General features: G+C 42.4%; 25 protein-coding genes. 8 read left to right on the top strand and 17 right to left on the bottom strand.

Annotated features, from left to right (window positions below; all coding sequences use genetic code 11):
* Positions 1-141: 141 nt before the first annotated feature.
* Positions 142-936: a nitroreductase family protein gene (locus B3143_RS11575; protein ID WP_005236685.1), complete on the bottom strand. Its 795-nt coding sequence runs from the start codon at positions 934-936 to the stop codon at positions 142-144.
* A 73-nt stretch (positions 937-1,009) separates the two neighbouring features.
* Entirely contained in the window at positions 1,010-1,810 is an 801-nt protein-coding gene (locus tag B3143_RS11570; protein ID WP_286716059.1) for an enoyl-CoA hydratase, read from the bottom strand.
* A 101-nt stretch (positions 1,811-1,911) separates the two neighbouring features.
* Between B3143_RS11570 and B3143_RS11565 the strand changes: the two genes are divergently transcribed.
* On the top strand, positions 1,912-2,481 hold the full coding sequence (locus B3143_RS11565; RefSeq protein ID WP_004784571.1) for a nicotinate-nicotinamide nucleotide adenylyltransferase: 570 nt from the start codon (positions 1,912-1,914) through the stop codon (positions 2,479-2,481).
* Positions 2,482-2,528: 47 nt separating this feature from the next.
* Positions 2,529-3,092 carry a YceI family protein gene (locus tag B3143_RS11560; RefSeq protein WP_005236683.1) on the top strand — a complete coding sequence of 188 codons (564 nt, stop codon included), beginning with the start codon at positions 2,529-2,531 and terminating at the stop codon, positions 3,090-3,092.
* 46 nt (positions 3,093-3,138) lie between these two features.
* On the opposite strand, the gene B3143_RS11555 is transcribed toward B3143_RS11560, so the two are convergent.
* Positions 3,139-4,041, bottom strand: a complete 903-nt coding sequence (locus B3143_RS11555; RefSeq protein ID WP_004784566.1) for a LysR family transcriptional regulator ArgP — start codon at positions 4,039-4,041, stop codon at positions 3,139-3,141.
* Between the two features lie 107 nt (positions 4,042-4,148).
* On the opposite strand from B3143_RS11555, the gene B3143_RS11550 reads away from it, so the two are divergent.
* Entirely contained in the window at positions 4,149-4,748 is a 600-nt protein-coding gene (locus B3143_RS11550) for a LysE/ArgO family amino acid transporter (RefSeq protein WP_004784563.1), read from the top strand.
* A gap of 74 nt (positions 4,749-4,822) precedes the next feature.
* On the opposite strand, the gene B3143_RS11545 is transcribed toward B3143_RS11550, so the two are convergent.
* From B3143_RS11545 to dapD, 5 genes are all read right to left on the bottom strand, one after another.
* Positions 4,823-5,281 carry a peroxiredoxin gene (locus tag B3143_RS11545; RefSeq protein ID WP_004784561.1) on the bottom strand — a complete coding sequence of 153 codons (459 nt, stop codon included), beginning with the start codon at positions 5,279-5,281 and terminating at the stop codon, positions 4,823-4,825.
* Positions 5,282-5,361: 80 nt separating this feature from the next.
* Positions 5,362-5,823: a hypothetical protein gene (locus B3143_RS11540; RefSeq protein ID WP_004784559.1), complete on the bottom strand. Its 462-nt coding sequence runs from the start codon at positions 5,821-5,823 to the stop codon at positions 5,362-5,364.
* A gap of 27 nt (positions 5,824-5,850) precedes the next feature.
* On the bottom strand, positions 5,851-6,519 hold the full coding sequence (queC, locus tag B3143_RS11535; protein WP_004784557.1) for a 7-cyano-7-deazaguanine synthase QueC: 669 nt from the start codon (positions 6,517-6,519) through the stop codon (positions 5,851-5,853).
* Positions 6,520-6,552: 33 nt separating this feature from the next.
* Complete coding sequence (gene queE, locus B3143_RS11530; protein WP_005236680.1) at positions 6,553-7,263, bottom strand: 7-carboxy-7-deazaguanine synthase QueE; 711 nt, start codon at positions 7,261-7,263, stop codon at positions 6,553-6,555.
* A 131-nt stretch (positions 7,264-7,394) separates the two neighbouring features.
* A complete protein-coding gene (gene dapD, locus B3143_RS11525) occupies positions 7,395-8,216 on the bottom strand; it encodes a 2,3,4,5-tetrahydropyridine-2,6-dicarboxylate N-succinyltransferase (protein WP_004784553.1) in 822 nt (273 codons plus the stop codon).
* A gap of 299 nt (positions 8,217-8,515) precedes the next feature.
* Between dapD and carO the strand changes: the two genes are divergently transcribed.
* Positions 8,516-9,238, top strand: coding sequence for an ornithine uptake porin CarO (carO, locus tag B3143_RS11520; protein WP_004784551.1), 723 nt, complete (start codon positions 8,516-8,518; stop codon positions 9,236-9,238).
* A 56-nt stretch (positions 9,239-9,294) separates the two neighbouring features.
* Here carO and B3143_RS11515 read toward each other — a convergent pair whose 3' ends face one another.
* The 8 genes from B3143_RS11515 to B3143_RS11480 all read right to left on the bottom strand — a co-directional run bounded on the left by B3143_RS11515 (position 9,295) and on the right by B3143_RS11480 (position 17,312).
* The gene (locus tag B3143_RS11515; protein WP_004784547.1) at positions 9,295-10,473 is read right to left on the bottom strand and encodes an OmpP1/FadL family transporter; all 1,179 of its coding nucleotides are present in this window, start codon (positions 10,471-10,473) and stop codon (positions 9,295-9,297) included.
* Positions 10,474-10,616: 143 nt separating this feature from the next.
* Complete coding sequence (locus B3143_RS11510; protein ID WP_004784546.1) at positions 10,617-11,540, bottom strand: CysB family HTH-type transcriptional regulator; 924 nt, start codon at positions 11,538-11,540, stop codon at positions 10,617-10,619.
* A gap of 52 nt (positions 11,541-11,592) precedes the next feature.
* Entirely contained in the window at positions 11,593-12,654 is a 1,062-nt protein-coding gene (locus B3143_RS11505) for a sulfate/molybdate ABC transporter ATP-binding protein (RefSeq protein WP_004784543.1), read from the bottom strand.
* 11 nt (positions 12,655-12,665) lie between these two features.
* The gene (gene cysW / locus B3143_RS11500; protein ID WP_004784540.1) at positions 12,666-13,559 is read right to left on the bottom strand and encodes a sulfate ABC transporter permease subunit CysW; all 894 of its coding nucleotides are present in this window, start codon (positions 13,557-13,559) and stop codon (positions 12,666-12,668) included.
* Positions 13,556-14,389 (bottom strand): sulfate ABC transporter permease subunit CysT, encoded by an 834-nt coding sequence (gene cysT, locus B3143_RS11495; RefSeq protein ID WP_004784537.1) that lies wholly within the window; start codon positions 14,387-14,389, stop codon positions 13,556-13,558. The genes cysW and cysT overlap by 4 nt, the downstream gene beginning before the upstream one ends.
* A gap of 86 nt (positions 14,390-14,475) precedes the next feature.
* Positions 14,476-15,081, bottom strand: coding sequence for an RBBP9/YdeN family alpha/beta hydrolase (locus tag B3143_RS11490; protein ID WP_286716068.1), 606 nt, complete (start codon positions 15,079-15,081; stop codon positions 14,476-14,478).
* Positions 15,082-15,111: 30 nt separating this feature from the next.
* On the bottom strand, positions 15,112-16,128 hold the full coding sequence (locus tag B3143_RS11485; protein ID WP_005236675.1) for a sulfate ABC transporter substrate-binding protein: 1,017 nt from the start codon (positions 16,126-16,128) through the stop codon (positions 15,112-15,114).
* A gap of 173 nt (positions 16,129-16,301) precedes the next feature.
* Complete coding sequence (locus B3143_RS11480; protein WP_005236673.1) at positions 16,302-17,312, bottom strand: sulfate ABC transporter substrate-binding protein; 1,011 nt, start codon at positions 17,310-17,312, stop codon at positions 16,302-16,304.
* A 161-nt stretch (positions 17,313-17,473) separates the two neighbouring features.
* Here B3143_RS11480 and pabC point away from each other — a divergent pair, with 161 nt between their 5' ends.
* From pabC to B3143_RS11460, 4 genes are all read left to right on the top strand, one after another.
* Positions 17,474-18,289: an aminodeoxychorismate lyase gene (gene pabC, locus B3143_RS11475; RefSeq protein ID WP_005236671.1), complete on the top strand. Its 816-nt coding sequence runs from the start codon at positions 17,474-17,476 to the stop codon at positions 18,287-18,289.
* A gap of 1 nt (position 18,290) precedes the next feature.
* Positions 18,291-19,349, top strand: a complete 1,059-nt coding sequence (gene mltG, locus B3143_RS11470) for an endolytic transglycosylase MltG (RefSeq protein ID WP_005236670.1) — start codon at positions 18,291-18,293, stop codon at positions 19,347-19,349.
* 2 nt (positions 19,350-19,351) lie between these two features.
* Positions 19,352-19,951, top strand: coding sequence for a dTMP kinase (tmk, locus tag B3143_RS11465; protein ID WP_004784527.1), 600 nt, complete (start codon positions 19,352-19,354; stop codon positions 19,949-19,951).
* Between the two features lie 91 nt (positions 19,952-20,042).
* Positions 20,043-20,483, top strand: coding sequence for a PaaI family thioesterase (locus B3143_RS11460; protein WP_171064820.1), 441 nt, complete (start codon positions 20,043-20,045; stop codon positions 20,481-20,483).
* 117 nt (positions 20,484-20,600) lie between these two features.
* On the opposite strand, the gene nadB is transcribed toward B3143_RS11460, so the two are convergent.
* A complete protein-coding gene (gene nadB / locus B3143_RS11455) occupies positions 20,601-22,229 on the bottom strand; it encodes an L-aspartate oxidase (RefSeq protein WP_005236669.1) in 1,629 nt (542 codons plus the stop codon).
* Between the last annotated feature and the right edge of the window lie 13 nt (positions 22,230-22,242).

Raw genomic sequence — 22,242 nt, 5'->3', positions numbered from 1 at the left:
CTTTGTGCAACAAAGCCGTTGTATGAGAAAACTATAAAATTATTATTTAGATTTTTCTAATATACTTAATTAAGCGACATCCATGTCATCAAATATTAAGTAAATTAATATTCTTAAATCCTTTAAATACTATTTTTAAACTCAAACCTTCTGAATAAACAGCTCTCGATCAAAACGATACTGCGGGAAGAACACACCATCTTTGGCACGTTCACCAGCACCAATCACCATCACAGGATATTGCTGGTCATTTAGGTCTAGAAGTTCACGAACCATCGGTTCATCGAAACCTTCCATCATACAGCTATCAAAACCATAAGCACGTAAAGCCAGTACCAGGTTCTCACAGGCCAATGCTGTGGTTTTACTTGCCCATAGCTTGGCATCGGCAGGACTAAATGCAGAAACAGGCATTTGTTTATCGAGTGTACGAGCTACTTTGAAAGCAACTTTCTTAAAGTTACCAAAGGCATTCAAATAACCGGTCTTGTAGTTATAGGGAATGTACTTATAGTACTTTTTAATGGCTGGTGGAGCCTCAGGAAATGGAAACTCGCTGATATTCAGTTTTGCCATTTCATCTACACGGTCAGTACGTGCCACACAGACAATCAGCTCTGAAGCTGTTTTAGCAGCAAGCTGGCTCATACATGCTTTAACCAGACGTTTTTTCTTGGATGGGTTCTGCACCACATAAAAAGTCCACGGCTGCAGGTTTGAGGAGTTTGGTGCCAGCAAGGCCAGATCCAGACAGGCATCCAGTACTTCAGCAGGAATTGGCTTCTTGGTAAATTTACGCACTGAACGGCGGCTTTCGATGACCTTGCGGAAATTGTCTACATCAATATCCTGAGGAGCAGGTTCGTAGTAACGTTTCTTTTCAGGATTTGAACTATCGGTTGTTTGAGAAGTCGTTTGGGAGTTTTTATTAGTCATAAGCTAGATTCTTTCAAAAAAATAAAAGATTGAGGCAGTCTAAACTGCCTCAATTAAAAGATAAGTTTCAGAATTAGTTGAATTGTGTGAAATCAGGTTTCCGTTTTTGCATAAACGCCTGAACGGCTTCCGTCATTTCAGGTGAACCCACACGTTTCATAAATATCTCAGCTTCATCATCAATACACTCGATAATTTCAGCCAGATTATGCTTCATTAATGCTTTGGTCTGCTTAATGGAAGCAAGTGGTAAAGCAGCCAAAGTTTGTGCCTGTTTTTCAGCAGCAGCATAGACATCTTCCTCAATGCTATTTACCAGACCTGCACCCAATGCTTTTTCACTATTAAATCGTTGTGCAGTAAGCAGTAACTCAGCTGCTTTATGATAGCCAGCTTGTTGTACTAGCAGTTTACTTGAAGCGCCTTCAGGCGACAGGCCAAGGCTAACAAATGGAATTTGGAACAGGGCAGTATTGTCACTATAAACCAGATCAGCATGCAGCAGAATCGTTACCCCGATCCCAATCGCTACACCACGAACGGCAGCAATTAGAGGCTTGGAAAATTTTGCAGCGGACTTCAACAGCACAAAAGGAGGGGTATTGCCAGCCTTACCTTGTAGAGGCGTCTGAATAAACTTCATGAAGTCCTGCATGTCATTGCCGGCACTAAAGTCTGCATCCTGACCACGTAGAATCACGACACGCACACTACTATCCTGATCTGCTTCATCCAGTGCCTGTGCGATCCATAGATATAGTTCGCCGTAAAGCGCATTTTTTGCCTCAGGACGGTGAATGGCTAAGGTCAGTACGCCATTGTCTAAATTCGCATTTAAATGCTGATGCGGTTGTTGAATACAGCTCAGTGTCATCGTACTATCCTTGCTTTATTAATATGAATTTATTGGCGCTTATTATGTCGCAAAAAATTCCCTGTGGCATAACTGATGCGTTCATAAAAGTAAGATGTGCTATGAAATATAAATTTGATTACCTGGTGTTTATTGGTCGTTTTCAACCTTTCCATCTGGCCCATATGCAAACGATTAAAATTGCCTTGCAGCAGAGCCAGCAGGTGATTCTGGCATTAGGCTCAGCACAGCAAGAACGCAATATTAAAAATCCATTTCTAGCCACTGAACGTGAAGAAATGATCCTGTCGAATTTTTCTGAAGCAGATCAGAAGCGCATTAAATTTGTCCATGTCATTGATGTCTATAATGATGAAAAATGGCAAAAACTGGTGAAATCGCTGGTGTCTGAAGTAGTTGAAGCAGAAGCAAAAGTTGGTCTAATTGGACACTTTAAAGATGAATCTTCTTATTATTTAAGTTTGTTCCCAGAGTGGGAAATGGTGGAACTCGATAGCTTGGTGGGTGCAATTTCAGCCACCCCGTTACGTGAAGCGTATTATCGCGGTGAAGTGGTGGAATCAGCTTTTCCTTTAGGCACCAGTGAATTTTTACATAAATTTAAAAATAATGAGATTTATCAACAATTGGTCAACAAGTTTGAACTAAATGATAAAACAAATCTCGGCTGAAACCGTTTTAAGGTAGTGAGTTCATTTGATTGTTAAGGATGAACACAATGAATCTATTCCTGAAACATATAGCTTATGCGGGCGCTCTATCTGCTATGTGTATATCGGCTGCGTATGCTAAAAGCTGGACATTGACGCCTCAAAGTAGTGTCGGCTTTAGCATTAACTCCTTGGGTTTGAATGTGGTAAAGGGAAATTTTCAAGAGTTCAAGGCAACCATGCAGTTTGATCCCGATAAGCCAAAACAATCATCTACTGAGTTCACTATGCAGGTGGATAGCTTGGAGGTTTCCAAACCCAGCCTTAAAAATATGATTATGGGTGAGGACCTGTTTCATGCATCTCGCTATAAAACAGTCAATTTCAAAAGTACGCAGTTTAAGCCAAATGGTACGAATCGTTATCAGGTCATGGGTCAACTTACTCTAAGAGGTGTTACTCGACCAGTGGTATTCGATACCACGCTGACACCGAACAAGGGTAATCCTAATTTACTCGATGTGAAATCCACCACGGTGATTAATCGTTCAGATTTTGGGATGAAGAAAGCCACTGCAGGCGTGGGTGAAAAAGTTAATATTCATTTAATGGGGCAGTGGAAAACCCAATAATGTGATATTCAATTTCTGTGAATTCGACAGGACATCATAGAACTGTTTAATGAACTGGATTATTCATACATTGTTCTGCCTGTTCTAGAATGACTTTGGTTAACTGTTTTAGAGCGGGAGACTGCTGTTTCCAGTGATGCCAATATAAAGGTACATCACAACTGCATTCAGGTAGTATCTCGATCAATGTCCCATTTTGAATCCGGTCCGCAATTTGATAGTCCGGAACCAAACCATATCCTACTCCAGAAAAAATAGCATCCGCAAAGGCGGTCGAGGAGGGGATATAGTGAAAAGGAAAACATTGCTGGTTTAAGCCAAATTGAGCCAACAGTAGATGGCTATGTAAATGATCCTGATCATTATAAATCACAGCGGGTGCCTTACGCAGTGATTCCCGGTGAATGCCTTGTTTAAACCAGGAATGCACAAAGGCAGGTGTTGCGACCATTCTATAATGCATCTGTCCAATAAAATGAGCCTTACAGCCTGGCATGGCTTCACTCTCACTGCTAATACAGGCATTGACTTGACCCTGCTCTAGAAGCTTATGAGTTTCACTTTGAACAGCAACCTGAAGATTCAAAGTAATTTTCTCTGCAAGCAGAGTGGTGTTCAGACAGGGAAATAACCAGGTTGCAAGAGAATCTGCATTTACCGCAATATGAATCGAGCTAAATTCTGCTTTATTTTGACCATTTAATTGCTGGATTAATTGTTGCTGCAACAGACGTTGATGCTGCAAATAATTCAGTAAGGTTTGACCGGCATTGGTCACTTTACAAGGACGCTCACGTAGCACTAGAACTTGCCCCAAATCTCTTTCCAGATTCTGTACTCTTAAAGTGACTGCTGAAGCCGTAATATTTAATACTTTTGCGGCAGCATCAAAACTTTGGGTTTCTGCGACGGCTAAAAAAGCATCACAGTTTTTAGAATTAAGTGGCATAGCTTACCTAAATAAAATTTAGTCTGAATGATATTTTCTTAATTATATTTAATTGAAAAGAATAACATAGATAATGATCTCCATCTTTATAATTCCATGATATTCCAATGTTAAATGCATATATACAAGGTCTGGCAGTAGGCTTTAGCCTGATTATTGCCATTGGTGCACAAAATGCTTTTGTATTGAAACAGGGTTTGAAACAGCAGTATGTCTTTGCGATCTGTATGTGTTGTGCCTTATCTGATGCGATATTGATTTTTGCCGGTGTTCTGGGATTTTCACAATTGATGCTGGTCAATCCGCACTGGATCAATATGGCGAAATATCTGGGCGCGACTTTTCTGGCGATCTATGGCGCTCAGCATTTTTATCAGGCCTGGAAGAATGAGCAGCGTCTGGACACAGATCAAAAAGATGTGCCTTCTTTATATAAAGTTTTGCTGATCTGTTTAATGCTGACCTGGCTCAATCCGCATGTCTATCTGGATGCTTTGGTCTTGATTGGTTCCATCTCCACCCAATATTCCAATGCACAGATACAATTTGCTTTAGGAGCGATTAGTGCGTCCTTTGTATTCTTTTTTGGACTGGGCTATGCAGCACGTTATTTGCAACCTATTTTTCAGCGACCACAAGCCTGGAAAATATTGGATATACTTATTGGCTGTGTAATGTGGTCGATTGCGGTTTCTTTAGTGAATTGAATTATTCTTTGCAGCAACTCTAAAGAAGAAGGCATGATATTTCTATGCATGCCTTTTTGATTTTATGAAACACCTTAAGCAGCCTGTAAAGCTTTCAAATCTTCTAAAACCTGTTCAGCATGGCCAGCAGCTTTTACCTTGCGGTATTCTTTGACCAGTTTTCCATTATGGAAAATGAAGGTAGAGCGTTCAATGCCCATGACTTTCTTGCCATACATATTCTTTTCTTTAATGACATCAAAGTGTTTGCATAACACTTCTTCTTTATCACTGATCAGATTAATGGTCAGATTCTGTTTTTCAGTAAAGTTCTGATGCGCTTTAACTGAGTCACGTGATACGCCCAAAATAGTCGTATTCAGTGCATCAAACTGATCTTTTAAACAAGAGAAGCCGACTGCCTGAGTAGTACAGCCAGGTGTCGAATCTTTAGGATAAAAATAGATCACCAGCCATTCTGCATTTAATTGGGCCAGATTAATTTCACCTGTAGTGGTCGGAAAAGTGTGCTCAAGTAAGCTGATCTCAGACATGATCTCTCCAATTTTTCTAAATTTTTTCAAAAAAATAAGCCACATTATAGTGGCTTATCCTAGAAAAACATCCGTCAGGATTATTTCTTTTGAGCGGCTTTATTGGCTTCTGCAGCAAGTGAATTTAATTTACCTGCGAGCTGTGGGCCTACACAAGACTGCACGTTCTGGCTTTGTTTTTTAACAAAGTCTAAAGTAGCAGGGTTTTTCTTCTGGTTGATGGTGCTTTGAATCTGCCATTTCTGAGCTTGAGTTAATTTACCTTCTGCATCCACTTCACATGTACAAAGCTTATTCACATCAGACTGAGTCAGTTTTTTGTACTTCACTGCCTGTTTGTAGGGAATAGCGCAGGCTTTAATTAAACCGTCACGCACATTTGAACTGCTTCCAGCATTTTTCATGGCAGTTGTATATTCTTTTTTCATCGCCTCAAATTCTGCTTTTGCCTTAGCTTGATCATTATTTGCAAAAGATGCAGTTGAAAATAGGGCAGACAAAGAGAGTAGGGTAGTCGCAAGTAATTTGGCTTTAATATTCATAATATGGATTTATAACCTTGATCGATTTTAAAGGTAATAACGTGTCGGGTCTTCAACACCTGCATCAGCAAAACCTTGCTTGCGTAAACGACAACTGTCACATGTTCCACACGCACGTCCTTGGTCATCTGCTTGGTAGCAAGATACCGTTTGACTGTAGTCTACGCCATGTTCTAGGCCTAAGCGAATGATATTTGCTTTGGATAAATGTAACAAAGGTGTTTCAAATTTCAGGGCTTGACCTTCAACACCGACCTTGGTTGCAAGGCGTGCCATATTGGCAAAAGCTTCAATAAATTCCGGGCGGCAGTCTGGATAACCTGAATAATCCACCGCATTAATCCCGATCACAATTGCCTCTGCACTGAACACTTCTGCAGCGGCCAAAGCATAAGATAAGAAGATGGTATTTCGTGCAGGCACATAGGTTACCGGAATACCTTCCTGCAATTGGTCTGGTACCTCAATGCTATGATCAGTAAGGGCTGAGCCGCCCAAGTTACCTAAATCAATATTGATGACACGATGTTCTACACCCGAGCGTTGAGCCAGCGCGCGAGCTGCATCAAGTTCTGTAGTAGAGCGTTGGCCATACATAAAACTCAGTGCGATACATTCATAGCGTGCCTGCGCCCAAGCCAGACAGGTTGTTGAATCTAATCCGCCAGATAACAATACAATGGCACGAGGGCGCATAACAAATACTCCAATATAGTAAATTTACAAAAATTAACGACCAGTTTCATCATTCCATAACAACTTGTGCAGCTGCAGCTGGAAACGAACAGGGAGATGGTCTTCTAAAATCCATTGAGCCAGATCACGTGCCAATTGTGGCAAGCGCGCAGCTCCTTTTTCAACTGCAAAGGCAGGGGAGAACCAGACCGTACTGACTTTTTCATTCAACTGGTACTGTTCTACCTGCTGTTTTGACCATTCATAATCTTCACGATTACAGATCACAAACTTAATCTGGTCATGCTGAGTTAAATGGTCCAGATTTGTAAGCAAATTTCGTGCAACTTCACCTGAAGTTGGTGTTTTTAAATCCAGAACTTTGGATACCCGTGCATCCACTTTAGAAACATCTAACGCACCGCTGGTTTCTAAAGAGACTTCACAGCCTAAATCTGCAAGTCGTTGCATCAGAGGCAGGGCGTTCGGTTGAGCCAATGGTTCACCACCGGTCACACAGACATAAGGCGTTTTAAAATCAAGCGTGGTCTGGATGATGTCATCTAAAGATTTGCGCTCACCACCTTCAAAAGAATACGTAGTATCACAATAGGTACAGCGCAGTGGACATCCGGTTAAGCGGATAAATACGGTTGGTAAACCTGCAGTATTGGCTTCACCTTGTAATGAATAGAAGATCTCCGTAATGCGTAAGCCCGCAGACGGATCAGAAACTGGAATTGCGGAAGATCGAAGCGTATTCATAACAACATTAACCACTGAAAAATAAATAACAATGTATAAAAATAAAAATCCCTACGATCATTGCTGACCGTAGAGACGAGGAGCGGTTGAAGCTCCGAGGAACACAAATGTTTCCTCTAAGTTAAGACATCTTAGTCTTCGCGTAGCAGATCGTTCAGGCTAGTTTTAGCACGAGTTTTCGCATCTACTTTTTTCACGATTACAGCTGCATATAAGCTGTATTTACCGCATTTAGATGGCAGGCTGCCTGATACTACAACAGAACCAGCAGGTACACGGCCATAATGGATTTCGCCAGTTTCACGGTCATAAATCTTGGTAGATTGACCAATGAATACGCCCATTGAAATTACAGAACCTTCTTCAACGATTACGCCTTCAACGATTTCAGAACGTGCACCAATGAAACAGTTGTCTTCAATAATTGTTGGGTTAGCTTGAAGCGGTTCAAGAACACCACCGATCCCTACACCACCAGACAAGTGAACATTTTTACCGATTTGAGCACATGAACCTACAGTTGCCCAAGTATCGACCATTGTACCTTCATCTACATAAGCACCGATGTTCACATAAGAAGGCATCAGTACCACGTTTTTCGCTTGGAAAGAACCTTTACGCGCTACCGCCGGAGGAACAACACGTACGCCAGCAGCTTTAAATTGCTCGTCAGTCCAGTCAGAGAATTTAGTATCTACTTTGTCGTAGAAGCGAAGATCACAAGCTTCCATTGGTTTGTTATCGTTTAATTTAAATGATAACAATACCGCTTTCTTAATCCATTGATGAACAACCCATTCACCTTCGATTTTTTCAGCAACACGTAAAGTACCATTGTCCAGGCCAGCAATTACTTCCTCAACTGCTTGACGGATTTCAGCAGGACAGTCTGCTGCTGTGAAATTCGCACGGTCTTCAAACGCTTGTTCAATGATTGTTGAAAGCTGAGACATGATCTTCCTTCCAGAAAAAAATTTCCGATATTTTACACTATATTGCTCTAAAAAGATGGAAAACTAGGAGGGGTGCTGAATTAAATTCGCAAGTAAAGTGATTAGTATCCTTTTCGTATTTTAGATATGTACAAACATTGTTTAAAAAAGGCTTATCATTCAACAAGAAAAATTAATATGTATCAAAAAATAACAAAAGCCTAGCAAAACACAAATAAAAAATATTCATTGGCTCCTTTATATTGAGCTCATCACGAATAACTAATGATGAAAAAAAAGTTCTTTTGAGGAGAGAAATAATGAAAGCTTTATATCAACTTTTAGCAGTATCCGTTCTAGCTGCCACAGCTGGATCTGTTATGGCTGCTGATGAAACAATTGTAACAGATGAAGGCGTAGCTGAATTCTCTTTCTTTAAACCTGCAGCTGTTCGTGCTGAAGTCGGTACTACCGGTTACGGTGGCGCGATCTCTTGGAATGCTAACCCTTATGTAGGTGTTACTCTAGGTTATAACGGTGGTGATATTTCATGGTCAGATGATTTATCAATCAACGGTTCTAAATATGACTTAGATATGGACAATAACCTGACTTATTTAAATGCTGAGATTCGTCCTTGGGCGAACTGGTTCTATATGGCAGCCGGTGTAGCATATATCGATAATGATTATGATATCGATCGTCGAGTAGATCCAGAGCGTGGTTTTACAGTAAATGGCAAAGATTTTACAGCTGGTGCAGATGGGGTACGACTTAATGGTCAATTATCCTACAAAAATAATATTGCTCCGTATGTAGGTATTGGTTTCTCTCCAGCAATTACTAACCGTTGGGGTGTATTTGGCGAGTTGGGTGCATACTATAATGGTAACCCACGCGTTAATTTAGTAAGTGAAGGAACTGTAGAAGCGCGTCAAGGTGAATTTGAACAAGCTGTAAGAGATGAAGAGCGTGAAATTCGTGAAGATAATAAATACGAATGGCTTCCAGTCGCAAAACTGGGTGTAAGCTTCCGCTTCTAATATTTTACTTAATACAAAAAACGGGCTTCGGCCCGTTTTTTGTTGTTAGAACAATTTTAAAAGTGATAACCCAGTTTCAAACCTAGGATCCAAGCACTGTTATCAGAAACTGCGGATAAACCTGCGATCTGCGGCGTAATAGGTTCGGATAAGGAAATTTCAGGTTTTTGAAACTTTAAATAATATAGTCCTGTAGCAATATCCCAGGTTTCTTGAATCTTATAAAGATGACCTAGTCCGATGCCCCAATAACCATCACTCGGATTCAGGGTTGAAGCCGGATTTCCTGTACCAGAATCCCATAAGAGTTCGATAGAATTTATGCCAAAAGATGGCCATTGATAAGCAAGTCCGATTTTTCCAGACCATTGATCCTCACGATAATCAATCATCCTGAATGGTTTTACTTCCGGAAACTGTAAGGCCGCATAGTCAATTACAGCGCCAAATTTAGGCGGCTGGATCACGAAATTTTGCCAGTTTGACCAACGCAGCGTGCCATAGAGCGCATTTCGATCAGTTAAAGCTGTCTGAAAATCCAAGTTCACAGACTGTGGAGTTTGAATTTCTGTATAAGGTGCTGGATTCGTACCTACAATAATCGACTCAGTGGTTTTATTGTGATGAGTAATTGCAGAGCGATAGGTCAGTGCGGTTCTAAAAAAATATTCTTGAATCTGATAACTGATTCCAGCAAGCCAGCCCCGAGCGGCATCTCGTTCAAATGTGGCCCGATAACCATTGAATATATAAAATGTCTGTCCGGATAAATATAAATTTCCTTCTAAGCTTTGATAACTTAGCCCTGTATAAAAATTCCAGTTATCGTTTGGTTGAAAGCCAATTAATGAGGTCAAATTATGGCTCTCAAACTGAATGGTAGCAGCCTCAATTGGAAGTGTTGCACCTGCAAAAGCAGGATCATAATGATAAGCGATATCTATAGAATAAGGCTGATCGTAAATCAGTTCCCACGACACTTGAGGATTCAACTGGAATTTTAATGCGACATTAGAGATCAATTGGTTATGGACAAGATTTCCTGTTGAAAAATCCGTGATGCCTAATTGTTGCAGCTCTTCGGTATGTTGTACCTGACCGCTGATATCAGGGCGAACCCAAGCCAGTGAAACTTCAGCATAATTATTTTTTTCAAAAAACGATTGGATGCTTTGGTTAGATTGCTCAAAAGCGGCAGCAAAACTTGTCCCGGAAAAAATCAGTCCACATCCCAAGAGGGAAAATTTTTAGCTCATCATTAATATAATTTATTTATTGAATTATACTGTGATTATGCTTGATTTTTAATGAAATAATCTACTGGTAAAATTGAAAAAAGAGGCGATAGGCCTCTTCAATTTAGATAGTACAATCCATATTATTCATCTGGATAAGCGACTTTTTTCAGTGCCTTGATATCTGCATCTGGTGAGCATAAAGAAATAAACTCATAACCATAACCACGTAATAAGTGGCCTTTACGTACTGCAATCCAGGTAGTATTTACCCCAAAAATATCGGTTTTAATCTGTTTCAGACGATAGTCACGTTCTGGATCATAAGCCAGATCATTGACAATACCGACACCCATGTTGAGCTCGACATAAGTTTTAATAACATCGGCGTCCAGAGCTGACATTACAATATCCACATCCACACCGGCTTCTTCAAAGGCTGAGTCGATTTTAGAACGGCCTGTAAAACCACCGTGATAAGTAATAATCGGATAGCCAGCGAGGTCTTCAATACGAACCTGTTCTTTGCTATTCAGCGGGTGATTTTGCGGCGTAATAATACTGTGCTGCCAGTTATAATAAGGCACACTCGCCAGATTTTCTTCAGTCGTTAAGGCTTCAGTCGCAATCCCGATATCTGCTTCACCCTGAAGAAGCATTTCAGTGATTTCCATTGGACTGGCTTGTTGCAAAATTAGATGAACTTTCGGAAATTCTTTTTTAAATTGGTTCACGATTGGCGGTAATACATAACGTGCCTGGGTATGTGTTGTTGCAATCGTTAATGTACCTTCATCGACCTTGTTAAAATCATCTGCAAGACGTTTGATATTGTCTGCATCAACCAGCATACGCTCTACAATGCCAAGAAGTGCCTGACCTGGTTCAGTCAGTCCTAAAAGGCGTTTACCTTTACGGATAAATAGCTGTACACCAAGCTCATCTTCTAAATCTTTAATATGCTTACTGACCCCTGACTGCGAAGTATAAAGCGCGGCTGAAGCTTCAGTTAAGTTAAAATTCTGTCTAACAGTTTCTCGAATAATTCTTAATTGTTGGAAATTCATAATTCTTTACCCTATAAGAGGATGGGGCATTTAAAAGCCCCATCTTGCAGTCTTACGCGACCTGGTTTTCAAATAAATGCAGATTTAATGCACTCAACCAAACAGTTTGATCCGGACGGAATTGATGAGCGCGGGCTTCTTCTGGTGTAAGTGAAATTTCAATCAGATTACCTTGGCGGTCATTCAGTTCCGCAACGACTTTTCCTGCAATCCAGAGTTCACGAATAAACGTGGCCTGAATCGCATTCTCTTGTGGTTGTGCATGAATACGCAGTTCATCCGGGCGAGCGAATACAATGACATTACCCTGAGCTGCCTGTTTGGCGGCATCGAACTGGATACGATCTTCACCTAGCTGAAGTATGCCGCCATTATTCTGGCCTTCGAAACGGTTAGCTTGTCCCAGGAAGTCAAACACGAATGGTGTTTTCGGTGTTTCATACACTTCACGTGGTGAACCGATCTGTTCTACATTGCCTTTGTTCATCACCACGATCTGATCTGCAACTTCTAAGGCTTCTTCCTGGTCGTGAGTGACAAAAATTGAAGTAATGTGCAGTTCATCATGCAGGGTACGTAACCAGCGGCGCAGTTCTTTACGGACTTTGGCATCTAGTGCGCCGAATGGTTCATCCAGTAATAGTACACGTGGCTCAACGGCTAGTGCACGCGCAAGTGCAATACGTTGACGCTGACCACCAGAAAGCTGAGCCGGATAACGGTCTGCCAGGAAGCCAAGTTGTACTAGATCAAGCAAACGGGTCACACGTTTTTTAATTTCTGCTTCTGATGGACGGGTTGAACGTGGGCGTACACGTAGACCAAAAGCCACGTTATCGAATACGGTCATATGACGGAACAGGGCATAGTGCTGGAATACAAAACCCACTTCACGTTCACGGACATGAACATTGGTTGCATCCTGTCCTTCCAGAATCACCTGACCACCGTCAGCAGATTCCAGACCAGCAATGATACGCAGTAGAGTCGTTTTACCACAGCCTGAAGGACCGAGAAGGGCAACCAACTGACCATCCGGGAAATCTAGGGAAATGTTTTTCAGTGCATGGAATGCACCAAAGTGTTTTTCAATATTTTTAACTTGAATACTCATGTGGGCATTCCTTAAGAAACTGTTGAATCGTCATTACGTTTGTCTTGTTTTTCCTGGCGCAGTTCGACCCAGGTTTTCAGAACCAGAGTCACAATTGCGAGGAGAGCCAGGAGCGATGACACGGCAAACGCAGCACTAAAGGTATATTCGTTATATAGAATTTCGACGTGTAGCGGCAAAGTATTGGTTTCACCACGAATATGGCCAGAAACCACTGATACTGCACCGAACTCACCCATGGCGCGGGCATTACACAGAATTACGCCGTAAATCAGACCCCATTTGATATTTGGCAGGGTCACTTTCCAGAAGGTTTGCCAGCCAGATGCACCGAGTACAATAGCAGCTTCTTCTTCTTCAGTACCTTGCGCTTCCATTAAAGGGATCAGCTCACGTGCTACAAAAGGTACAGTAATAAAGATCGTTGCTAGAACAATCGCAGGAACGGCGTAAAGGATCTTAATGTCATTATCCATCAACCAGCCACCCATCCAGCCTTGAGTACCGAAAATCAGTACGAGCATCAAACCTGCAATAACAGGTGATACCGAGAAAGGCATATCGATAATGGTGGTCAAAATTGATTTACCCGGGAAGTTAAACTTCGCTACTGACCAGGCTGCAGCTACGCCGAATATTACATTCATTGGTACCGCGATCACAGCCGTTAGTAAAGTCAGTTTCACCGCAGATAAAGTATCTGGATGAACAAGGGCTTGCGTATATACGCCCACCCCTTGTTTAAATGCTTCAACAAAGACCAGAACCAAAGGCAGAATCAGGCAGCTTAAAAAGAAGATCAGTGCAATCGCAATCAGGGTATAACGTACCCAGGTCGGCTCACGAGTCGCATCGCGGGATTGCAATTTTTCAGCCAGCGCATTGCTGTTGGTATTTAAACTCATCGTGCAGTTCTCCCGGTACGGCGGCTTGCCCAAGCTTGCAATAAGTTAATCAGGAAGAGCATCACAAAGGAAATGAGCAGCATCACTACAGCAATTGTGGTCGCACCTGCATAGTCATATTCTTCCAGACGGGAAATAATCATTAATGGCGCAATTTCAGTTTCAAAGGGCTGGTTACCGGCAATGAAAATGACCGAGCCATATTCACCGACACCACGTGCAAAGGCCAAAGCAAAACCTGTGATCAGTGCTGGCAGCAGAATCGGGAAAATGACTTTGGTGACAATCTGAAAACGGTTTGCACCGAGTGCAGAAGCCGCTTCTTCCAGTTCAGTTTCTAAATCAGAAAGAACTGGCTGTACCGTACGGACCACAAAAGGAATACCGATAAAGATCAAAGCCAGGGTAATACCGATCGGGGTATAAGCCACCTTGATGCCAATTGGATCTAAATACTGACCAATCCAACCAGTCGGTGCATATAAAGAAGTCAGAGCAATACCGGCAACTGCAGTTGGTAGGGCAAAAGGCAGATCGACCAGTGCATCGACAATGCGTTTACCCGGAAAGCTATAACGCACCAGACACCATGCCAGTAACAGGCCAAAAACTACATTAATCAAAGCAGCGATAATGGCTGAACTAAAGCTTAACTGTAATGATTTCAAGATACGTTCAGAGCTCAGGATTTCCCATAAGCCTTCCCAGCCAATGCCGAGTGATTTAATAAAAACGGCAGATAACGGGATCAGAACGATTAATGACAAATACGCTAGGGTAAAGCCTAGAGAAAGACCAAATCCTGGCAGCACTCGGGATCGCTGCGACATGATTACTCCTCAAAAGAGAGAATGCTGGTTAAAGTTAATCAGCGAAAATTAGAAAATAGAATCGGCACAAGCATAATTTGCAGGGACTAAAATGCAAATTTAAAATAATACTTGCTCTCATCAACTTTGCTGATATGGTGCATAGCCTTTTCTGAAATCAAATATTGTTCAATTTCAGGGAAAGGACCAAAACCGGAAGCAACATTGACATGGCCTACAGCTCCCAGATTAATCGGTTTGATTTTCCAGGCTTTTGCCAGAACCTGGGCATCTTCAAAACTTAGCCATGGATCATTTTCACTGATCAGCAAAGTCGTTGGAGCCTGAATCTTGAGCTGCTGGAAATAGGCGCTGTAATCCGTCTGGCTATCACGGGCAAAACCATTTTCCCCAAAACGTGCCGGATTGGCAGGTGCAACCAGAACCAGATTTTTGACTTTAGTATTCAGTTCAGGATGCTGGGCCAGTGATGCCACGCTGGTCAAACAGCCAAAGCTATGTGCCACAATCTGTACATCATCTGGAATGGCTTGCAGAGTTTTAACAAATTCTGTGACCCATACATCCAGTACCGGATGATTCCAGTCCTTTTGCTGCACACGGGAGCAACGCATGAGCCGGTGTTGCAGGCAGGTTTGCCAGTGATTGTATTCACTGCCACCTACACCGGGAACAATAAGCGTATGAGTCATGTCGATGCTCCTGTATGAAATCAGTTTAAATTATTTTTTTGCGCTGTTAGCTTTAACGATCTGGTCAAAAACACCACCATTTTCAAAGTGGGTTTTCTGTACTTTATCCCAGCCACCAAACTCCTGATCAATAGTCACCAGTTTTAATGGCTTAAAGACTTGGCTGTATTTCGCTAGCACTTTTTCATTACGTGGGCGATAGAAGTTACGTGCTGAGATTTCCTGCCCCAATGGTGAGTACAGGAAGTTTAAATAACCTTGTGCCAGGTATTTGTTGCCTTTTTTATTGGCATTCTTTTCAACAATCGCCACGGGTGGCTCAGCTAGAATTGACAGGGAAGGAGTCACAATTTCAAACTTGCCCGGTTGTTCACGAAGGGCTAAATGTGCTTCATTTTCCCAAGCCAGTAATACGTCACCGATGCCACGTTCAGCAAAAGTGGTGGTTGAACCACGCGCACCTGAATCAAGTACTTTGGTTTGTTTATAGATTTTACGAACAAATTCTTGTGCAGTTTTGTCGTTACCGCCCGGTAAGTGTTTTGCATATGCCCAAGCTGCTAAATAGTTCCAGCGTGCACCGCCTGAGGTTTTAGGATTTGGTGTGATAATCGCTACACCCGGTTTTACCAAATCACCCCAATCCTTGATGCCCTTTGGATTGCCTTTACGTACCAGGAATACAATAGTAGAAGTATAGGGTGTTGAGTTTTGTGGTAATTTTTTCTGCCAGTCTGCAGGTAACAGTTTGGCTTTTTCGACCAGTACATCAATATCAGCGGCTAATGCCAAAGTTACGACATCGGCATCCAGACCATCAATCACGGCACGCGCCTGTTTACCTGAACCACCATGTGACTGTTTGAAGTTAATGCTTTGGCCAGTACGGCTTTTCCAGTATTTACCAAATTCTTTATTGACGTCTTCATAGAGTTCACGCGTCGGATCATAAGAGACATTCAGAAAGTCGCGCGCTGCAGCAGAAAACGAAGTTGCTGAAATAACAGCAGCCAGAACCCCTAGTTTTAGTTTTGTTGAAATGCTCATGTGAACCTCAAACTCTTACACGTTTTGTAACATGAGTGAAGAATAAACCTATTCTTTATGCATAAAAAATAATTAAAAATGAATTTTATATGAAAATATAAGATAAAAGAGTTTATAAGTATTTGAAACAACAATGGCCTTATTCAATAAGGCCATTGCATAGACATTTATTATTACGATTTTGTGCTATTTGCCTTTACGATCTGGTCAAAGATACCGCCATTGGCAAAGTGTTTTTTCTGTACCTTGTCCCAGCCACCAAACTCTTTATCAATAGTCACCAGCTTCAGCGATTTAAAGACATTGCTGTATTGTTTTAATACTGCCGCATTACGTGGGCGATAGAAATTCTTCGCAGCAACCGTTTGACCCGCAGGTGAGTACAGGTAATTCAGATACGCTTTAGCCAGATTTTCATTACCATCTTTTTTGGCATTCTTTTCAACGATTGCCACTGGTGGCTCAGCCAGAATCGACAGAGAAGGGGTGATGATTTCAAACTTGCCTGGTTGCTCACGAATCGCTAGGTGCGCTTCATTTTCCCAAGCCAGTAACACGTCACCGATCCCGCGTTCCGCAAATGTTGTGGTTGAACCACGTGCACCTGAGTCCAGAACTTTAGTCTGTTTGTAGATTTGACGAACGAATTCTTGTGCTTTGGCATCATTACCACCCGGTTGGTGTTTCGCCCATGCCCAAGCGGCCAGGTAGTTCCAGCGCGCGCTACCAGAAGTTTTCGGATTTGGCGTAATGATTTCTACGCCCGGTTTCACCAGATCGCCCCAGTCTTTAATGCCTTTAGGATTACCTTTTTTCACCAGGAAAACGATGGTTGAGGTATAAGGTGTCGAGTTTTGCGGGAATTTTTTCTGCCAGTCTTTAGGTAGCAGGCCGCGTGCTGCAATCTCATCAATATCTGCAGCTAGGGCCAAAGTCACGACGTCCGCATCTAGACCATCAATGACAGCACGTGCCTGTTTACCTGAACCGCCATGTGACTGTTTGAAGTTAACATCCTGACCAGTAGATTTTTTCCAGTAAGCACTGAATTCTTTATTAAAGTTATCGTACAATTCGCGAGTTGGATCATAGGACACGTTCAGGAAGTCTTTTGCAGATACGCTAAAAGCGGTTGCTGAAATAAGTGCTGCCAATACCCCAATTTTTAATTTACGGATGTTCATATTTGCCTCAAATGTTTCTTTGTTTTGTTGGATGGGGCAAGAATAGCTGGAGATTTTTTGCATAAAAAATAATTAAAAATGAATTTTATGTGAGTAAAACAGATATATAGACAGAGCTTATATTTCATCGCTCTATCCGTCACCAGAGAGGCCTTAAAAGCATGTTGTATTTAAAAAATGCTCAACTCGTCAAAGATATAGATGTGCTGGATCGTGCCTTTCATTATGGTGATGGCTGCTTTACTACCGCCCGCATCCGTCGAAACCGGATCGAGTTAGCAGACCGTCATCTAGCCCGTTTAAGGATGAGCCAGCAAAAATTAAGTTTGCATGCTGATCTGGACCTGATTGAAAAAAGTTTGCAAGCGTTATTGAGGTCAGAAGCTGAACTGAACGGAACCTTAAAGATTGTACTGAGTCGTGGTATAGGACAGCGTGGTTATAGCCTGCCAGACCATCCGGCAGATCTTTGGATGTTCTATTATCCGAAAACTGTACAGGACTTCAGTTATGAGCAGATTCAGGCGGGTGTATTGCAACAGGCCATTGGCCTCAGCATGCCGAATCTGGTGGGGTTGAAAACCTTAAACCGTCTGGAACAGGTCTTGCTTAAACAGGAAGCGGATCTGCATGGCTGGCCGGAAGCACTGGTAACTGATGTGCAGGGTACAATTGTTGAAGGGGTGAGCAGTAATTGCTTCATTCGTATAAACAATACATGGATTACACCAGAACTTCGTTATAATGGCGTCTTCGGTGTGATGCGTGCAGAAATTTTGCAACGTATGCAGGATCAAGGCATTATCTGTCAGCGGCGTGATGTGGAAATGGATGAAATTCCCCATATCGACAGCCTGTTTTTCTGTAATGCGCTCAGTCCGATGAAAATTGCCACTCAATTTGAGCAGCGTGCTTTAAATGTAGATGCTTGTATTGAACTTTTTAACCGTCTTCGATTGAATCAGATGCCTTATTAATATGTCAGCTTCCAAGTCTAAAACCAAAAAGAAAAATAATGCCAAACGCCCTGGTTTCATGAAGGGGATAGTTCTATTTCTAATCGGGATACTCCTGGTTCTAGGGCTGATCCTAAAAGCCAGCCTATGGAAAGATTATCCTGTAGAAGGTCAAAAACAGTTACTGGCAATTAGTAACGGTGAAACCTATTCTGGATTTATTGATCGGCTGGCCAAAGAAAATCATGTCAGCTTTCCGATTATTTTAAAGCTGTATCAGCGCATCATGATTCATGACACCATGAAGGCAGGTGTTTATGAAATTCCTCAAGGTATGAGTATCCGTGCAGTGCTGGACATGATTTCCAATGCAGAAAATGCTCAGATGAACCGGATTCTGGTGATTGAGGGCACGACCTTTAAACAGCTGATTGATGCTTTAAAGAAAGATGATCTGGTGACTAAAGAAGTGGTGAATTTGCCAACCGATCAATTGCTCAAAGAACTCAATATTCCATTTAATCATCCTGAAGGTCTATTTGCTCCAGATACCTATTTCTTTGCCAAAGGTGAAACGGATCGCAAGATTCTGACCGATCTTTATCAGCGCCAGATGAAGTCTCTGGATCAGGCTTGGGAAAAACGTGCTTCAGATCTGCCATATCAGAATAAATATGAAGCGCTCATCATGGCATCGATCATTGAAAAAGAAACCAGTCTGGATAGCGAGTTACAACAGGTATCTGGTGTATTTGTGCGCCGTTTGAAAATAGGCATGCGTCTACAGACAGATCCAACCGTGATTTATGGTATGGGTGAGAATTACAAAGGTAATATCACCCGTCAGGATCTACGCACTCCAACACCCTATAACACCTATACCATGGCTGGCTTACCACCGACACCGATTGCCTTGCCAAGCAAGAAAGCCATTGAAGCAGCGATGCATCCGGACAATTCACAAAATCTTTATTTTGTTGCAACGGGTAATGGTGGGCATAAATTCAGCAGCAGTCTGCAAGACCACAATAGAGCAGTGCAAGAATATCTCTCTGTTTTACGTTCAAAAAATAAGGAATGAGCATGTTTATCAGCTTTGAAGGCACTGAAGGTGTAGGGAAAACCACACTCATTCGTCGTATCTATGATGATTTTATTGCTCAAGGTAAAGAGGTCGTGCTGACCCGCGAGCCGGGCGGTACACCGATGGCAGAACAGATTCGTTCGCTATTGTTGGCCGTAAACCACGAAGAAGCGATGTGCCATGATACAGAGTTATTGCTGATGTATGCGGCACGTGCCCAGCATCTGACACAAGTGATTCTACCCGCTTTAAATGCTGGAAAAATTGTCTTATGTGATCGCTTCAGTGATGCCAGTTTTGCCTATCAATGTGCAGGGCGTGGACTCAGTGAAGACAAGCTGAATCTGTTGAATCAAAATTTCGTGGAACGTATGCCGGATATTACGTTCTGGCTGGATGCACCGATTGAACTGGGTATGAATCGCGCACGTGCCCGAGGTGCGCTGGATCGGTTTGAGCAAGAGAAAGTTACTTTCTTTGAGAAAGTTCGCGCCGGATATGCCACGCTATGCCAGCGTCATCCAGAGCGGATTAAACGTCTGGATGCGACTCAAACACCGGATCAGGTGTTTGAACAGGCGCTGTCTTATTTAAAATAATTTTATTCTAAAGATATTTTTGGCATACTTTTCTCTAGTTATTTCAAGGAAGAATCTTCTATATTGGAAGAAATCAGGAAGATAAAACATGATGAAAAGTACAAGAGAAGAAATCATCCAGTTTTTACAGCAGGAATTTCCACAGAGCCTGGAAAAGTGCCAGATCGAAGCTGTAGTGCCTCAGGGTGCAATCTTACTGTATCGAGTGAGTGAGCAGGAATTACGTCCCGGCGGCACAGTGTCTGGCCCCACCATGATGACCTTAGCTGATCTGGCCTTATATATTGCGATCCTCGGTGAGATTGGACTGGTTGGCCTGGCAGTGACTACGAACTTAAATATCAATTTTCTGCGTAAACCTTCGGGTGGTGTTGATCTGCGAGGGGAAAGTAAATTGATGAAAGTGGGGAAGGCGCTCATTGTGGGAGAAGTCTGGATTTATTCGATTGATCAGGAAGAGCCGGTTGCTCATGTGACAGCGACCTATTCGGTTCCACCACGTAAAGAACACGTGCATTCCTTAAAATGCTGATTAATTCTTACAAATTATATGCTTTATTTAAATCCTGATTATTCTAAAAACTTAAAAAATCAGAGCCAAAGAAAAGGCAGATAACATTTAAAAATATTATCTGCCTTATTTATATTTTTAAGCATTCACCAAAGGGGTTTCTACTTCAAAACTTGGTGGAATCAGTACAGTTTTACGTAGTTCAGGCAGCAATTCTGGATAATCCAGGGTGAAATGCAGGCCACGGGACTCTTTACGCTGCATGGCACAACGCACGATCATCTCTGAAACTAACACCAGATTACGTAGCTCAATCAAGTTTTTGCTCACCTGATAATCCTGATAGTACTCGGTAATTTCTTTCTTCAACATCTCAATTCGGTGCAGGGCACGTTCCAGACGTTTAGTGGTACGCACAATACCGACATAGTTCCACATGGTCTGACGCAGCTCGTCCCAGTTTTGCAGAATAACTACATCTTCATCAGGATTGGTCACCTGAGAATCATCCCATTCTGGTACCTCAGGGATAGCTTGATCTGTTCTGAAATTTTCCTGAATCTGTTTGGCAGCACTCATGCCATATACAAAACATTCTAAAAGTGAGTTACTGGCCATACGGTTAGCGCCGTGTAAGCCAGTATAAGAAGTTTCACCAATGGCATAGAGTCCAGCAATATCGGTCTGACTGTTTTCATCTACGACCACACCACCACAGGTATAATGCGCAGCAGGAACCACAGGAATCATTTCCTTGGTGATGTCGATGCCAAGTTCTAACAGACGTGCATATAAGGTTGGGAAGTGTTCTTTGATGAAGCTTTCATCTTTATGGGTAATATCTAGCCAGACATGACGAATGCCCAGACGTTTAATCTCATAGTCAATCGCGCGTGCCACAATATCACGTGGTGCCAGCTCTGCACGCTCATCAAAACGCAGCATAAAACGCTCACCATCAGGTAGGCGTAAATAGGCGCCTTCACCACGCATGGCTTCTGTGATCAGGAATGAACGGGCTTGTGGATGATATAAACAGGTCGGATGGAACTGGTTGAATTCCATATTGGCAACCCGGCAACCGGCACGATAGGCCATCGCAATCCCATCACCAGTCGCGATATCCGGATTGGAAGTATAAAGATAAGCTTTCATCGCACCGCCACAAGCCAGGGCAGTAAATGGTGCTAAGAAAGTATGAACTTGTGCACTTGCTTCATTGAGTGCATATAAACCTAAGGCGCGATTTTCACCATCTAAGCCCAGTTTTTGTGAACAGATCAGGTCGATCGCAATGTAATTTTCAAAGATGGTAATATTTTCTTTTTCCTGAACGCGCTGTACTAACGTGGTAGAAATGGCACGCCCAGTCGCATCAGCTGCGTGAATGATTCGGCGCTGTGAATGGCCGCCTTCACGGGTCAAATGTAATTGTTCCTGCTCATCCAGAGTAAATTGCACGCCATGTTTCAGTAGAAAATCCACCGAAGGCTTACCACCTTCCACCGTCTGCTTCACAGCATCCATTTCACACAGATGTACACCTGCAATCATGGTGTCATCAATATGCTGTTCAATCGAGTCTGTCTCATCCAGTACGGCTGCAACACCGCCTTGAGCATAATAGGTACTGGCATCGGTCAGGGTAGATTTGGCAAGAACTGCAATATTAAAATGTTCAGGCAAAGAAAGTGCTAAACTTAGGCCGGCACCACCACTGCCCACAATGATCACGTCAAAATGATGGGTAAGGGGAAAATTAGACATGTCCATCAGCTAA

Origin of the sequence: Acinetobacter sp. UBA1496, from assembly GCF_002324975.1 — a bacterium.
Taxonomy (GTDB): Bacteria; Pseudomonadota; Gammaproteobacteria; order Pseudomonadales; family Moraxellaceae; genus Acinetobacter; species Acinetobacter variabilis.
This window is presented reverse-complemented; position numbering and strand designations above follow the sequence as displayed.